The 13,651-nt window shown below is 65.7% G+C and carries 15 protein-coding genes; 12 read left to right on the forward strand and 3 right to left on the reverse strand.

Annotation, left to right across the window (positions count from 1 at the left end):
* Positions 1–247 precede the first annotated feature (247 nt).
* From Q8Z05_RS10125 to Q8Z05_RS10155, 7 genes are all read left to right on the forward strand, one after another.
* Positions 248–1,840: a glycoside hydrolase family 68 protein gene (locus Q8Z05_RS10125; RefSeq protein ID WP_305943325.1), complete on the forward strand. Its 1,593-nt coding sequence runs from the start codon at positions 248–250 to the stop codon at positions 1,838–1,840.
* 254 nt (positions 1,841–2,094) lie between these two features.
* On the forward strand, positions 2,095–2,544 hold the full coding sequence (locus Q8Z05_RS10130; RefSeq protein ID WP_305943326.1) for a hypothetical protein: 450 nt from the start codon (positions 2,095–2,097) through the stop codon (positions 2,542–2,544).
* An 88-nt stretch (positions 2,545–2,632) separates the two neighbouring features.
* Positions 2,633–3,094 carry an Asp23/Gls24 family envelope stress response protein gene (locus tag Q8Z05_RS10135; RefSeq protein ID WP_305943327.1) on the forward strand — a complete coding sequence of 154 codons (462 nt, stop codon included), beginning with the start codon at positions 2,633–2,635 and terminating at the stop codon, positions 3,092–3,094.
* Positions 3,091–3,282: a hypothetical protein gene (locus Q8Z05_RS10140; RefSeq protein ID WP_028272905.1), complete on the forward strand. Its 192-nt coding sequence runs from the start codon at positions 3,091–3,093 to the stop codon at positions 3,280–3,282. The genes Q8Z05_RS10135 and Q8Z05_RS10140 overlap by 4 nt, the downstream gene beginning before the upstream one ends.
* Positions 3,279–3,662, forward strand: coding sequence for a hypothetical protein (locus Q8Z05_RS10145; RefSeq protein ID WP_305943328.1), 384 nt, complete (start codon positions 3,279–3,281; stop codon positions 3,660–3,662). The genes Q8Z05_RS10140 and Q8Z05_RS10145 overlap by 4 nt, the downstream gene beginning before the upstream one ends.
* Positions 3,659–4,339, forward strand: a complete 681-nt coding sequence (locus Q8Z05_RS10150) for a hypothetical protein (protein ID WP_371745958.1) — start codon at positions 3,659–3,661, stop codon at positions 4,337–4,339. The genes Q8Z05_RS10145 and Q8Z05_RS10150 overlap by 4 nt, the downstream gene beginning before the upstream one ends.
* Complete coding sequence (locus tag Q8Z05_RS10155; protein WP_305943329.1) at positions 4,336–4,947, forward strand: hypothetical protein; 612 nt, start codon at positions 4,336–4,338, stop codon at positions 4,945–4,947. Before Q8Z05_RS10150 ends, Q8Z05_RS10155 begins: the two co-directional genes overlap by 4 nt.
* A 120-nt stretch (positions 4,948–5,067) precedes the next feature.
* Here Q8Z05_RS10155 and Q8Z05_RS10160 read toward each other — a convergent pair whose 3' ends face one another.
* Positions 5,068–6,975, reverse strand: a complete 1,908-nt coding sequence (locus tag Q8Z05_RS10160; RefSeq protein ID WP_371745959.1) for a glycoside hydrolase family 13 protein — start codon at positions 6,973–6,975, stop codon at positions 5,068–5,070.
* A gap of 111 nt (positions 6,976–7,086) precedes the next feature.
* On the opposite strand from Q8Z05_RS10160, the gene Q8Z05_RS10165 reads away from it, so the two are divergent.
* The 5 genes from Q8Z05_RS10165 to Q8Z05_RS10185 all read left to right on the forward strand — a co-directional run bounded on the left by Q8Z05_RS10165 (position 7,087) and on the right by Q8Z05_RS10185 (position 11,756).
* Positions 7,087–8,373 carry an ABC transporter substrate-binding protein gene (locus Q8Z05_RS10165; protein ID WP_305943330.1) on the forward strand — a complete coding sequence of 429 codons (1,287 nt, stop codon included), beginning with the start codon at positions 7,087–7,089 and terminating at the stop codon, positions 8,371–8,373.
* Between the two features lie 6 nt (positions 8,374–8,379).
* Positions 8,380–9,414, forward strand: a complete 1,035-nt coding sequence (locus Q8Z05_RS10170) for a carbohydrate ABC transporter permease (RefSeq protein WP_305943331.1) — start codon at positions 8,380–8,382, stop codon at positions 9,412–9,414.
* Entirely contained in the window at positions 9,411–10,307 is an 897-nt protein-coding gene (locus Q8Z05_RS10175) for a carbohydrate ABC transporter permease (RefSeq protein WP_305943332.1), read from the forward strand. Before Q8Z05_RS10170 ends, Q8Z05_RS10175 begins: the two co-directional genes overlap by 4 nt.
* An 11-nt stretch (positions 10,308–10,318) precedes the next feature.
* Positions 10,319–10,573 carry a hypothetical protein gene (locus Q8Z05_RS10180; RefSeq protein WP_305943333.1) on the forward strand — a complete coding sequence of 85 codons (255 nt, stop codon included), beginning with the start codon at positions 10,319–10,321 and terminating at the stop codon, positions 10,571–10,573.
* 118 nt (positions 10,574–10,691) lie between these two features.
* Positions 10,692–11,756: a LacI family DNA-binding transcriptional regulator gene (locus tag Q8Z05_RS10185; protein ID WP_305943334.1), complete on the forward strand. Its 1,065-nt coding sequence runs from the start codon at positions 10,692–10,694 to the stop codon at positions 11,754–11,756.
* Between the two features lie 10 nt (positions 11,757–11,766).
* Here Q8Z05_RS10185 and Q8Z05_RS10190 read toward each other — a convergent pair whose 3' ends face one another.
* Positions 11,767–12,735: a hypothetical protein gene (locus tag Q8Z05_RS10190; protein ID WP_305943335.1), complete on the reverse strand. Its 969-nt coding sequence runs from the start codon at positions 12,733–12,735 to the stop codon at positions 11,767–11,769.
* A gap of 10 nt (positions 12,736–12,745) precedes the next feature.
* Positions 12,746–13,552, reverse strand: a complete 807-nt coding sequence (locus Q8Z05_RS10195; protein WP_305943336.1) for an exodeoxyribonuclease III — start codon at positions 13,550–13,552, stop codon at positions 12,746–12,748.
* Positions 13,553–13,651: the final 99 nt, after the last annotated feature.

Consider the following 13,651-nt stretch of genomic DNA (forward strand, 5'->3'; position numbering starts at 1 on the left):
GAAACTCGGTTTTCGGAGCCTCGAAACACGGTTTGATAAGCCTGCTTCAGCGTGCCAGCGTAGAAACCGGCGCAGGAAAGGAATCCTTTCCGGTCCGCCGTCCGGGGCCCTACCCAAGCCCCGTCCCCCTCGACACAAAGGCGTCCTCGATGACGCCTGCCGTGTCGTCGGGAGCGTCGGAGTATCGGGGAATGAGGGCACACGCCCGTCTTCCACGAATGGTCTCAACTCCGCGAGAAGAGCAAAAATGCACAAGCACCCCAATACCCCCCGGATGCTGCGGTGGCGCCCTGCCGCCGCAGCACTGGCGGCGGCCGTGGCGGCCTCCGCTTTCCTGGCAGTTCCGTCGGCCCAGGCCAACGAACCGTCGGACCCGCCCGCCACCGAAATGCCGGCACCCACCCCCGGCTTCCCGCTGCCCACCGAACACAGCCAGAAGGCCTACGACCCGGCAGCGGACTTCACCTCCAAGTGGACCCGCGCCGACGCCAAGCAGATCATGGCGCAGAGCGACTCCACGGTGGCCCCCGGCGAGAACTCCATGAGCCCGGATGTCACCATGCCGGAAATCCCCGAGGATTTCCCCACGATGAACGACGACGTCTGGGTCTGGGACACCTGGTCCCTGACGGACGAGAACGCCAACCAGATCAGCTACAAGGGCTGGGACGTCATCTTCTCCCTGGTCGCCGACCGCAAGGCGGGCTACGGCTTCGACCAGCGCCACTGGAACGCCCGGATCGGCTACTTCTTCCGCAAGACCAACGCCGACCCGGCCAAGGACAAGTGGAACTACGGCGGACACGTCTTCGCTGACGGCGCGTCCATCGGCAACACCGAGTGGTCCGGTTCCACCCGCCTCATGCAGGGCAACCAGGTCAACGTGTTCTACACGGCCACCACGTTCTACGACGTTGCCGAGCGCAACGCCGGCGGCGGCGGCATCGCCCCTGATGCAGCCATCGCCAAGGCGCTGGGTAAGATCCACGCCGACCAGAACGGCGTGACCTTTGACGGCTTCAAGCACACCAAGCTGCTGGAGCCGGACGGCAAGATGTACCAGACCAAGGCACAGAACCCGGGCTTCGCTTTCCGCGACCCGTACACGTTCGCTGACCCGGCCCACCCGGGCAAGACTTTCACGGTCTTCGAAGGCAACACCGGCGGCACCCGCGGCGAATACGAATGCAAGCCCGAGGACCTCGGCTACAAGGCCGGCGACCCGAACGCTGAAAGCCTCAACGAGGTCAACAGCAGCGGCGCCTACTACCAGACGGCCAACGTGGGGCTGGCAGTGGCGGACAACAAGGACCTGACCAAGTGGTCCTTCCTGCCGCCGATCCTCTCGGCCAACTGTGTCAACGACCAGACCGAACGCCCGCAGATCTTCATCCAGAATGAAGGCGGCAAGAACAAGTACTACCTGTTCACCATCAGCCACCAGTTCACCTACGCGGCCGGCATGCGCGGCCCGGACGGCGTCTACGGCTTCGTTGGCGACGGCGTGCGTTCGGACTACCAGCCGATGAACAACAGCGGCCTGGCCCTGGGCTCGCCCACGGACCTGAACCTTCCGTCCGAATCCCCGGAGGCACCCACTCCGAGCCAGAACGGCCGGCAGTTCCAGGCCTACTCGCACTACGTGCAGCCGGGCGGCCTGGTGCAGTCCTTCATCGACAACGTGAACGGCGTCCGCGGCGGATCCCTCTCGCCCACGGTGAAGATCAACTTCCGCGACGGCGTGTCCCAGGTGGACCGCAGCTTCGGCAAGAACGGCCTCGGCCCGTTCGGCTACCTGCCCACCAACCTGAAGGTCGGCGGCGAGGGCCTCTACAAGTAGCCCTCACCGCGGAACTCACCACCCGCAGTAGCCTCAACACCCGCAAGTAAAGCAGGGGCGCCCGGAACTCATCCGGGCGCCCCTGTTTTTTGTACCTCTATATAAGGACAAATCCACAGAGGGACAAATTGCGCGATGCCGCGTGGAATCCCGCAGTCCATCCGGGCTAGACTCGCACGCCGGGGACAGAACGCCATTGCCGCCCGCGGCCGGATACGGATCGGGCGGCGCAATCTCAACCAGAAAAGTGACCTTTGAAAAACCTTTCACGCCCTCTGACCGCAGCCGCCCTCTTCGCCGCACTGGCACTCACCGGATGCTCCGCCCCGGAAGCCGGCAGCGCGCCGTCGTCGTCCGCCCCGGAAACAGCCGAAGCAGACGCGACGCCGAGCCCCAGCAAGAGCTCCGGCCCGTACGGGGACTTTCCGTCCGCCGCTGAGGCGTGCACCACCATCTCCGAGCAGGCCACCGGGGCTTCCCTGTTCCCGCTCTCGGCCGCGCAAGGCAAAACCGCTGAACTGGAACAGCTCAAGGCGGAGCTCAGCGAAACCGCGGAACGCGTCCCGGACGACCTCAAGGCCGACTTCGCCAACCTCAACGAGGTGGCCGTCGCAGGGCTGAGCGACCAGACAGTGTACTCCAGCGGAAAGTTCGACGCCGCCATGACACCGGTTACTGCGTGGCTCGCCGCCAACTGCGCCTAGCACTTTTCGGCCCGGCGATTTTCCCTGGCGTCCGGCCGCTTGTCGCAGCCAAGGGATAGGGTGGTGTTCAAGAGAAGGGGAGTGCTTGATGGAATACCAGAATCCACATCCCGCGCCGGGGGCCCACGCTGATCCAGCCGTTGCCCTCACGGCCGGAACCGGACGAACCGTCATTTCCGAAACAGCTGTCGCCAAGGTTGCCGGCATCGCAGCCCGCGCCGTTCCGGGGGTGTATTCGCTCGGCACCGGTCCGTCCCGTGCCCTCGGAGCCATCCGGGACGCCGTCGGCAGCTCGGACCACGCCGCCGGAGTCCACGCGGAAGTCGGCGAGACGCAGGTGGCCGTGGACATCAACCTCGTGGCTGTCTACGGGACGCCGCTGCATTCCTTGGCGGACCAGGTCCGCGCCGCCGTCTATGCTGCCGTGGAGGAGCTCGTGGGCCTGCAGGTCATCGAGGTCAACGTGGAGATCAACGACGTCTACGTGGCGGGGCCCGCAAAGCCCGGCCTGCCCGTGGAAGCCCCGGTTCAAAGGGAGGCCCTGCAGTGAACCTGACCGTGGTGGGAATAGCGGTAGGCGCCTTCGTGGCGTTTATGTCTTTCCAGTTCGGCGTCTGGGGCTTCCTGGTCTCGCTGCTGTTCATGGGGATCGGTGCCCTTTTTGGCCGCGCTGCGGAAGGAAAGCTTGACCTGCGCAGCGTGTTCGATGCCATTACAGGCCGGCGCTCCTCCTCATGAGCAGCACGGCCGGAACCGTGGCCGGTGGCTCCGTGATGGCCGGGCACAACCGCATCAGTACGCAGGCGCTCACCAGCCTGGCACGGGCCGCCGCCGCTGAAGCGCTGGGCGTCCCGGCGCATGACGTCCGGGCTGAGTGGTCCGACGACGACGGTCTGCTGGCCCTCTCGCTGGTCCTTCCCGTCAGGATCCCGCCGCTGACCACGGTCCTGCGCGACCCTGGCCGTGTCGCCGGCTTCGGCGGGTCCATCCGGGACCGCGCCCTGGCCGCCAGACCGGTGATCCTGCACCGCGTTGCGGAACTTAGCGGGGCGCAACTGAGCCGGGTGGATATCCGGGTCAGCGGCGTCGCCATCAGCGAAGGGGGAAGGGTCCAGTGAACAACGCCACCGACGTCCGCTTCAAGGGTAGCCACGCGGCGGGAAACGGCGGCTCCGGTCCTGCTGCTGGTTCCCTTTCCGGCGCGGGAACCCCGGACTCCCGGGGTGCCGGCATGCGCCGGATCCTTGACCGCGAAACCCGCTCATCCCGTGCCGCCGTGTCGGGGATCGCCGCGGTCCTCGTGATCATCCTGTGCGGATACGGGCTACTCGAAGCCGCGGTGCGCGCTATCGGCCAGCCGCCGTGGCTTATCGATCCGCAGACCGCGGCGGAACGCATCATCGCCCTCCCGCAGGGAATGCCGCCGCTGCTGCTCGGCGTCATCGGAGCGGTGACGGCCATGGCGGGCCTGTTCTTTTTCCTCAACGCAGTGCTGCCCGGCCGCCGCGCCAGGCACCTGCTTCCGGACCGCCGCGCGGGGGTGGTGGTTGACGATGAAGTGATCGCCTCGGCCCTGGCCCGCTGTGCCCGGCTCGCCGCGAACGTCACACAGGAGCAAGTGATGGTCATCGTGGCGCAGCGCCAGGTGACCGTCAACGTGCGGCCCACCTCGGGCGTCCCAGTCAGCGAGAATGCTGTCCTGGCAGCCGTCCTCGACGAACTGCGCGAGATGGCTCCGGAACCCATGCCCGAAGTGCGCGTCAACGTGGCTGCGTCAGGGGTGATCGGAGCATGAACAACACCCCCAGAACACTGAACAGGATCCTGATCGGAATCCTCGGACTGAAGCTGCTGGTCATCGGGCTGCTGCTGGTGCTGCTGGCGGCCGTCCCGCCGGTGGCGCAGTGGTGGCAGCAGTGGTCAGCCGGTGTGTGGAGCGGAATGAGCCAGCTCTTCCAGCGCACCGCCGTTCCGGGCCGCGGGGAAAGCTGGCTGTGGGCCGTCATCGCCCTGCTGCTGGCCGTGGTTATTGCCCTGATGGTCGCCTGGGTGGCCCAGCAGGGCAAAGGCCGCGCCAGCCTGATCCTCGCCGAGGACGACGCCGAAGGATTTCCCGGCAACGTGCGGATCGGCGGCGGTGTTGCCGAACAGGCGTTGCGGGCGGCGTTGGCCGGGCGGCAGGACCTGGCCGGTGCCACGGTGGCAACCTACGAAATCCGCGGCGAACCCGCCCTGAAGATCCGGCTGCAGCCCCGCCAAGGCGTGCCCCCGCACCTGCTCGCAGCGGAGGTATCCGCCCTCGTGGAGGCGCTGGACGCCGTGGTCGGAAACCGGATTCCGGTGCTGATCCATATTGGCGTGGGTGCACGTTCGCGGTTCAGCCGGGCCGAACGGGTGCGCTGAGTGCAGCCGTAGCAGCACCGTTCCAACATCAAGGGCAGGGGCGCCTCCTTCCTTCCGGAAGGGGGCGCCCCTGCTGTACCGCGGCCCCTGCTCTGCGCGGTCGAGCCGCCTGCTCGCGGGTTAGCCGGCTACAAGGTAGGCCGCCGAGTTCGGCGCGAGGTTCCGGGTGTTACCCGTGCCCGGCGCAGCGTGGGCCGGTCCGCCCGTGACGGCCTCCCGGCTGCTTGCGAGGGCAACCCGGTAGCCCTCCGGCAGGGGTGCGGCAGCAAGGCCCATGTTGGCGACCACCAGCACGTCCCCGTTGTGGAAGGCAAGGACGCCGTCCGCAGGCGCGTGCACGTCAGCCCAGCGGAAGCTTCCGGCGCCCAGCCGGTGTTCCTTGCGGAGCGCCAGGGCGGAACGGTACAGCTCCAGGGTGGAACCTTCGACGCCGTCCTGCCGGTCCGCGGCCAGTTCGCCGAAGGACTCCGGCTGGGGGAGCCAAGGGGCGGCCGGCGCGCTGACTGCGGACACGGACGCGAAGCCGTAGCCGGGCTTGTCGGCTTTCCACGGCAGGGGCACACGGCAGCCGTCGCGTCCCCGCTCCACGCCGTTGGTCCGGAAGAAGGTGGGGTCCTGGCGGGCCTCGGCAGGGACCGTGGTGTGTTCCGGCAGGCCCAGTTCCTCTCCCTGGTAGAGGTAGGCCGAACCCGGGAGGGCCAGCGAAACCATGGTGGCGGCGCGGGCCCGGGCCAGGCCCAGCCGGGCGTCGGGCTGCTCGTCCTCGGCGGCAATGCCCTTCGGGAAGGTGGTGGGGTCCTTCAGCCCGAAACGGGTGGTGTGCCGGACCGTGTCGTGGTTGCTGAGGACCCAGGTGGTGGTTGCCCCCACCGTGGCGGCGGCGCGAAGCGAGTCCTCAATGGCCACAGCCGTGCGTTCCGCATCCCAGCCGGCCAGCAGGAAATCGAAGTTGAACGCCTGCTGCATTTCGTCGGGCCTTACGTACCTGGCCAGGCGTTCGGCCGGTTCAACCCAGGCCTCGGCCACCATCATGCGGTCGCCGTCGTATTCGGCCAGCACCCGGTGCCAGTCCCGGTAGATGTCGTGCACGCCGTCCTGGTCAAAGAAGGGCGACGGCGGGTAGAGCGGCGAGACTGCCTGGTGTTCGTCGTCGGCTGCTGCTGCGGGCGCGTCGGCGCCAGCGCCGACTGCTGCAGTGGCCGGTGCAGGGTGCGCGCGGTGCGGCTCCTCGGCTTCGGAGTGGCCGCCATGGGCTTCGCCCGGAAGGTCGGTGGCTCCTTCCACCATGGCTGCCGAACCGTCCCAGTCCGGCAGGCCCGCTTCCTTGACCATGCCGTGGGCCACGTCCACGCGGAAGCCGTCCACGCCGCGGTCCAGCCAAAACCGCAGCACCGAGCGCATTTCCTCTTGGACCTCGGCGTTGTCCCAGTTCAGGTCCGGCTGCTTGGTGTCGAAGAGGTGCAGGTACCATTCGCCGGGTGTGCCGTCAGACTCGGTGACGCGGGTCCAGGCCGGTCCGCCGAAGATGGATTTCCAGTTGTTCGGCGCCAGGGCTCCGTCTCCGGACCCGGGGACGGAATCTTTGCCGGGACGGAACATGTACCGGTCCCGTTCGCGGGAACCCGGCGGCGCAGCGAGGGCTTCCTGGAACCAGGCGTGTTCGTCCGAGGTGTGGTTGGGAACGAGGTCAACAATGACCTTCATCCCCAGCCCGTGAGCTTTCTGCAACATTTCGTCGAAGTCAGCCAGGCTGCCGAAGAGCGGATCCACTTCGCGGTAGTCGGCGACGTCGTACCCGGCGTCGGCCTGCGGCGATTTGTAGAAGGGGGACAGCCAGACGGCGTCCACCCCGAGCCGGTTCAGATGGTCCAAATGCGCCGTCACACCGCGGAGATCGCCCATTCCGTCGCCGTCCGCATCGGCAAAGGACCGGGGGTAGACCTGGTACACCACGGCCGTGGCCCACCATGCCGGGATTGAGGAGCCGTCTGTCGGTACTGGGCTGTGTGCCACAGATATCCTTTCCATAAACTTCGGTGTAAACGCTTGCATTTCTCACCGCAACGTTACTAGTGTGATGGGCACCACTTCAACCGCACCGCCGAATTTTGCTCGACACTCAGCGAGGAGTCTCTTCCTATGAAAACCCCTAAGTTCTTACTGCCGGTAGCCACCGCCGGTGTCCTGGCGTTAACCCTTTCCGCCTGCGCCGGCGGAGGCGGTGGCGGCACCACGGCCGGCGGCGGCGACGCTGAACAAGGCCTCGACGGCCGCGGCCCCATCACCTACGTCCAGGGCAAGGACAACAGCAACGTCGTCCGCCCGCTCGTGGAAAAGTGGAACGCCGCCCACCCGGACGAAAAGGTCACGTTCAAGGAACAGACCGACCAGGCAGACCAGCAGCACGATGACCTGGTCCAGAACTACCAGGCCAAGAACCCCAACTACGACGTCGCGAGCGTCGACGTTGTGTGGACCGCGGAATTCGCCGCCAAGGGCTGGCTGCAGCCGCTCAAGGACAAGATGAAGGTAGATACGGCGGGCATGCTGGAGCCCACCGTTGCAGCCGGCTCCTACAAGGGCACTCTCTACGCAGCGCCGGTGTCTTCCGACGGCGGCATCCTGTACTACCGCAAGGACCTCGTTCCCACCCCGCCCAAGACGTGGGAAGAAATGATGGAGATGTGCTCCATCGCCAAGGAAAACAACATTGGCTGCTACTCCGGCCAGTACAAGCAGTACGAAGGCCTCACGGTCAACGCCTCCGAGGCAATCAACTCCTTCGGCGGTTCCGTGCTGGACAAGGACGGCAAGCCCAGCCTGAACACCCCCGAGGCCAAGGAAGGCCTGGAGAACCTGGTGAAGGCGTTCGCTGACGGGAACATCCCGAAGGAAGCCATCACTTACCAGGAAGAAGAAAGCCGCCGTGCTTTCCAGGACGGCAACCTCCTGTTCCACCGCAACTGGCCGTACGTCTACAACCTTGCCACCACTGAAGGATCCTCAAAGGTCAAGGACGTTCTCGGCATGACGGCCCTCCCGGGCAAGGACGGCCCCGGCGCGTCGTCACTGGGCGGCCACAGCGCAGCTATCAGCGTGTACTCCAAGAACAAGGCAACGGCCCTTGACTTCGTGAAGTTCCTGGTCGAAGAAGAGCAGCAGAAGTTCTTCGCCACCCAGGGCTCGCTGGCCCCCGTGATCGGTGCGCTCTACGAGGACCAGGAACTCGTTGCCAAGCTGCCGTACCTGCCGGTACTGAAGACCTCCATCGAGAATGCCGTGCCGCGTCCGGTCACGCCGTTCTACCCGGCTGTCACCCAGGCCATCCAGGAAAACTCGTACGCTGCGCTCAAGGGCGAAAAGTCGGTGGAACAGGCTCTGTCTGACATGCAGAAGTCCATCGAAACCGCCGGTGCGGGATCGTAGCCAACCATGGCAACCGAATTGGGCCCGACGCCGGTCAAGCCGGCGTCGGGCGGTACCCCGGTCCACCACGGCCCTAAGGGCGTCGGGGAGGACAACAAGATCCTGAGCCAGGGCAAATGGGCTTCCTGGCTCCTTGCCCCCACCATCATTGCCCTCGCGGTGGTGATCGTTTACCCGATCATCAGCGCAATCGTGATGTCCTTCCAGAAGGATGCCGGGCTGGATCCCGTCACCGGGCTTTTCACAGCCGGCGGCCCCGCAGGTGTCCAGAACTACGTCAACTGGATCGCGCAGCAGTGTGCGGCTCCCGGCGGCGGCACGGTTGCCTGCCCGCCCGGAACCCTTGGTGCCCAGTTCTGGTCCGCAACGGCCACCACGTTCCTCTTTACTGTCATCACGGTGACGTTCGAGACCATTCTCGGTTTCTGGATGGCAATGATCATGGCCCGCACGTTCAAGGGCCGCAGCCTCGTCCGGGCAGCCGTCCTCGTTCCGTGGGCGATTCCTACGGCCGTCACCGCCCAGCTGTGGCTGTTTATCTTCGCCTTCGAGGGCATCGCCAACAAGATGTTCAACGCCAGTATCCTCTGGACCGGCAGCGAATGGCCCGCAAAGTGGGCAGTGATCATCGCGGATACCTGGAAAACCACGCCGTTCATGGCGCTTCTGATCCTCGCCGGCCTGCAGATGATCCCGGCCGAGGTCTACGAAGCAGCCAAGGTGGACGGTGCCACTGCCTGGCAGCGGTTCCGCCTGATCACGCTTCCGCTGGTCAAGCCGGCGCTGATGGTGGCCGTGCTGTTCCGTACCCTGGACGCCCTGCGTATGTTCGACCTCCCTTACATCCTGACGGGCGGCGCGAACAACACCACCACGCTGTCCATCCTGGTGATCAACCAGATCAGGCAAGGGTTCAACGCGGCGGCGGCGCTATCCACCATCACGTTCATCATCATCTTCATCGTCGCCTTCATTTTCGTCCGCTTCCTGGGTGCGAATGTCGTGGAACAAAGCGGCGCTACGGGTAAGGGGAAGAAATGAGCACCGGGACAGCTCCCACTGCCCTCAGGGCAGAACAGGACCGGGGCCGCAGGGCTTCCCAGAACCGGGAAAAGTGGGCGCAGGCGCGCACCTACATCAGTGCCGCCGTGATCCTGATCTGGTGCCTGGCGCCCGCGTACTGGATGGTGGTGACGGCGTTCAGGGAAGTGGGCTTCACCTACGACACCTCGTTGCTGCCCACCCACGTGACACTGGACAACTTCATCACCGCGTTCGACACCTCGTTTGGCAACAGGTTCGGGCAGGCACTGCTGAACAGCATTTTCATCGGCGTCACGGTGACAGTCATTTCGCTTGTGATCGGCGTGTTCGCCGCTTACGCCCTGGCACGCCTGAACTTCCGGTTCAAGTACCTGGTGCTGGGCTTCATCCTGGGCGCATCAATGTTCCCGGGCGTTGCCCTCATCACCCCGCTGTTCCAGCTCTTCACCAATATCGGCTGGATGGGCACCTACCAGGCGCTGATCATCCCGAACATTTCGTTCGTGCTGCCGCTGACCGTCTACACCATGACGTCCTTCTTCCGCGAAATGCCGTGGGAGCTGGAGGAATCGGCCCGCGTGGACGGCTGCACCCAGGGGCAGGCGTTCCGGAAGGTCATCATGCCGCTGGCGGCACCGGCCATCTTTACTACGGCCATCCTGGCGTTCATCTCCTCCTGGAATGAGTTCCTGATCGCCAGCCAGCTGTCCAGCGACGCTACGCAGCCGGTAACGGTTGCCATCGCAAGCTTCGCTGGCGCACAACCGAACCAGATCCCGTACACGGCCATCATGGCCGCCGGAACCATCGTCACCATTCCCTTGGTGATCCTGGTCCTGGTCTTCCAGCGCAAGATTGTTGCCGGCCTCACCGCCGGTGCCGTCAAGTGACAGGTTCGGCCGTGCGCGGAGAACAGAACCACGGACGGGTCCGCAGCGAACACCGGCGGGCCCGCTCCGGCGAGGACTTCGACATCATCATCGGATTCCTCGGGTTCTGGGCCGTTGTCCTGCTGGTGGTCACCGTCTGGATGGAGGTGACCGCCCAGCCGGCCCTCGGCTGGGCGCTGGGACTGCTGGCCACACTATTGGCGCTGTACGGGATGGTGCGGCTTCGTCGCCGCCTGCCCGCAAGGACCGCTACGCGTAAAAAATAGGAGCCGGTCAAGGGCTCAAAGCGGGGCAGAAGAGCAAGGCTGGGCAGAATAGACTGGTTTGTTGCCGCAGGCAAGCACAGGTAAGCAAGAATCTGCGAACAGCTAGCAAGGGGAAACCGTGGCACGCACAACAGACAGGGCTCAACGGGGCGGCCACTCCGGCGTCAGTATTGAGGACGTCGCAGCGGCAGCCGGGGTTTCCACCGCCACAGTTTCGCGCGCAGTCCGCGGACTGCCCAGGGTTTCACCGGCCACCCGGGAAAAGATTCTCGAGGTGGCCGGTGCGCTGGGCTATGTGGCATCGTCATCCGCGTCGGGCCTGGCCACCGGCCGGACCAAAACCATCGGAGTGCTGGCCCCGTTCGTCAGCCGCTGGTTCTTCTCCAAAGCCATTGAAGGCGCGGACCGGGAACTGCACGCCCGCCAGTACAACCTCTCCTTGTTCAATTTGGGCGGCCACGGCAGTAACCGTGAGCGGCTCTTCAGCAAGACCATGGTCTACAAGCAGATTGATGCCCTGCTGGTGCTTTGTATGGCACTGACCCATGAGGAACTCGAGCATCTGCAAAAAATCGACATCCCACTGGTGGTGGTTGGCGGCCACGTGGAGGAGTGCCCCTACATCGGGATTGACGACTACGCGGCAGCGTCCACTGCCGTCCGGCACCTGATCAGCCTGGGCCACAAGGACATTGCCCTGCTGCACGGCGACGACGAAACCGACCTAAACTTCGATGTTCCCCGCGTCCGCATCAAGGCGTTCCAGGATGTCATGGCGGGATCCGGGCTGACTGTACGCCCGGAATGGGACGAGTGGGGAGATTTCACCGTCCGCAGCGGGCAGGAGGCCTTCACCAGGATGTGGTCCCGGCCCGGGCCGAAGCCCACCGCGATCTTCTGCGCCTCGGACGAGATGGCCATGGGCGTGATCTTCGAAGCCAACAAGACGGGCGTCCGCATACCCGAGGACCTGTCCGTCATCGGGATCGACGACCATGATTTCTCGGACGCCATGGGGCTGACCACCGTGCGTCAGCGGCCTGACGAGCAGGCCGAACTCGGCACCAAGATGCTGCTGGATGAGCTGGACGGCGCTACGGGTGCCGTCCATTCAGAGGTGGCGCCGCACCAGTTGATCGTCCGGCGGACGACGGCGCCGCCCCCGTCCGCGGGGCACTCCTAGGCCGCACGGCTTAGGACGCGCGCGCCAACTGCCTGATGGGGATCCACCGCGAAGCCAGCCTGCGGTAGGCCGCCGCGGCTCCGGTCATGTCGCCCTCTGCCAGGCATTCGATACCCAGGCGCACATCCATCGGGGACTCATCGGGATAGACCTTGTCCGCCACGGCACCATAATCAAGTTCCACCACTGAACCGGGGTGGAAGAGTTCCAGCCATTCGGTCAGCTGGGTCATGTCGTCCAGCATGTCCAGGTCCGGAGCGGCGAGGGCCAGGTTGGCCACGGCATACCGGACGCGTTCCAGGGCCGCACCGATGGGTGCCCACACGCGGACCGTGACGATCCGCCCGTCCGCTTCCACCACGTCCTGGGGATCGGATTCCTGGAAGAGTGAAAACCAGCTGAAAGGGATGCCCCAGGTGGAGGCGCGGGTGTGCACGCGAGTGGTGCCTTCGCGGGCTTTGACCAGGTCGATGCGTTCCTGGTGCTTGTCCCGCTGCTCCTCCGGGATCAACAGTTCCGCGAGAGGGCCGTGGATGCCTTCCATCAGGGCATTGGCGGCCAGTCCTGCCCGCAGCACCAGCTGGCTGGGGCAGTACAGCAGTGCCTGGTCCGCACTTCCGGCATCCGCACTGTTGGCGCCGGCAATGGCGTCACCCGGCCCGCCGGCGTCGGACGCTGCGGCAGTATCCGGTGCGCCGGACGCCTTTCGCTGCTGCGGCTGCTCCGGTTCAGCGGGAGCCGGAATAACGCGCACCAGGTCGGTGCGCCCGGTGGGGAAGGGATCGCCGCCCGGGCGGGTGATCCGCCCGAGGGAGGCCTGGAGTTCGGCGTTTTCCACGGCTGCACGGGACGCCGCCCGGGCGCCCGCCGCCCGCAGCGCGGCACGCTGCTCTTCCGGGAAGGCAGAGAGCGGCTCGTAGATCCGCAGCGCGGAGGAAAAGGGCAGTCCTGCCTGGCCCCGGTAAATGTTGCCCGTCATCGCGGCCCCATCAGTCGGCCAGCTCCACGATGACCGGTGCGTGGTCCGAAGCGCCCTTGCCCTTGCGTTCCTCGCGGTCAATGGACGCGCCGGTCACGCGGGCAGCGAGTGCGGGGGAGGCGAGGACGAAGTCGATCCGCATGCCTTCCTTCTTGGGGAAGCGGAGCTGGGTGTAGTCCCAGTACGTGTAGACGCCCGGGCCTGGAGTGTGCGGGCGGACCACGTCCTGGAATCCGGCGGCTTCGAAGGCGTGGAAGGCGGCACGTTCGGGCTCGCTGACGTGGGTCATGGCGTTGGCGCGGAAAAAGTCGATGTCCCAGACGTCGTCATCCTGCGGGGCGATGTTCCAGTCGCCCATCAGGGCAATCTGCGCTTCGGGATTTTCGGTGACCCAGGCCTGCGCGTGGGTTTTCAGCATGTCCAGCCAGCTGAGCTTGTAGGGCATGTGTTCGTCGTCGAGCGACCGGCCGTTGGGAACATAGAGGCTCCACACCCGGACGCCGCCGCACGTGGCGCCGATGGCGCGGGCTTCCTGCACGGGGTCCTTGCCGTTCTTGCCGAAGACGGGCTGGTCCAGGAAGGAGCGTTCCACGTCTTCCAGCCCGACGCGGGAAACGATGGCCACGCCGTTCCACTGGCTGACGCCGAAGTGGGCCACCTCGTAGCCCATGCGCTCAAAGAGTTCCCAGGGGAAGTTGTCGTCCTTGCACTTGGTTTCCTGGATGGCCAGGACGTCGCAGTCGCTGCGCTCAAGCCACGCCTCCACACGGTCGGCACGGGCACGGAGGGAGTTCACATTCCAGGTAGCAATCTTCACAGTCCCTAACTTACCGAACTTGGGCGCCCGGCATCTGTCCAGCGCAGCCGTTTGCCGCCGCTGCGGCCAAATTGGGGCACTTCGGCACGGACACGCCGC

The organism is Arthrobacter oryzae (assembly GCF_030718995.1).
Classification (GTDB): Bacteria; Actinomycetota; Actinomycetes; order Actinomycetales; family Micrococcaceae; genus Arthrobacter; species Arthrobacter oryzae_C.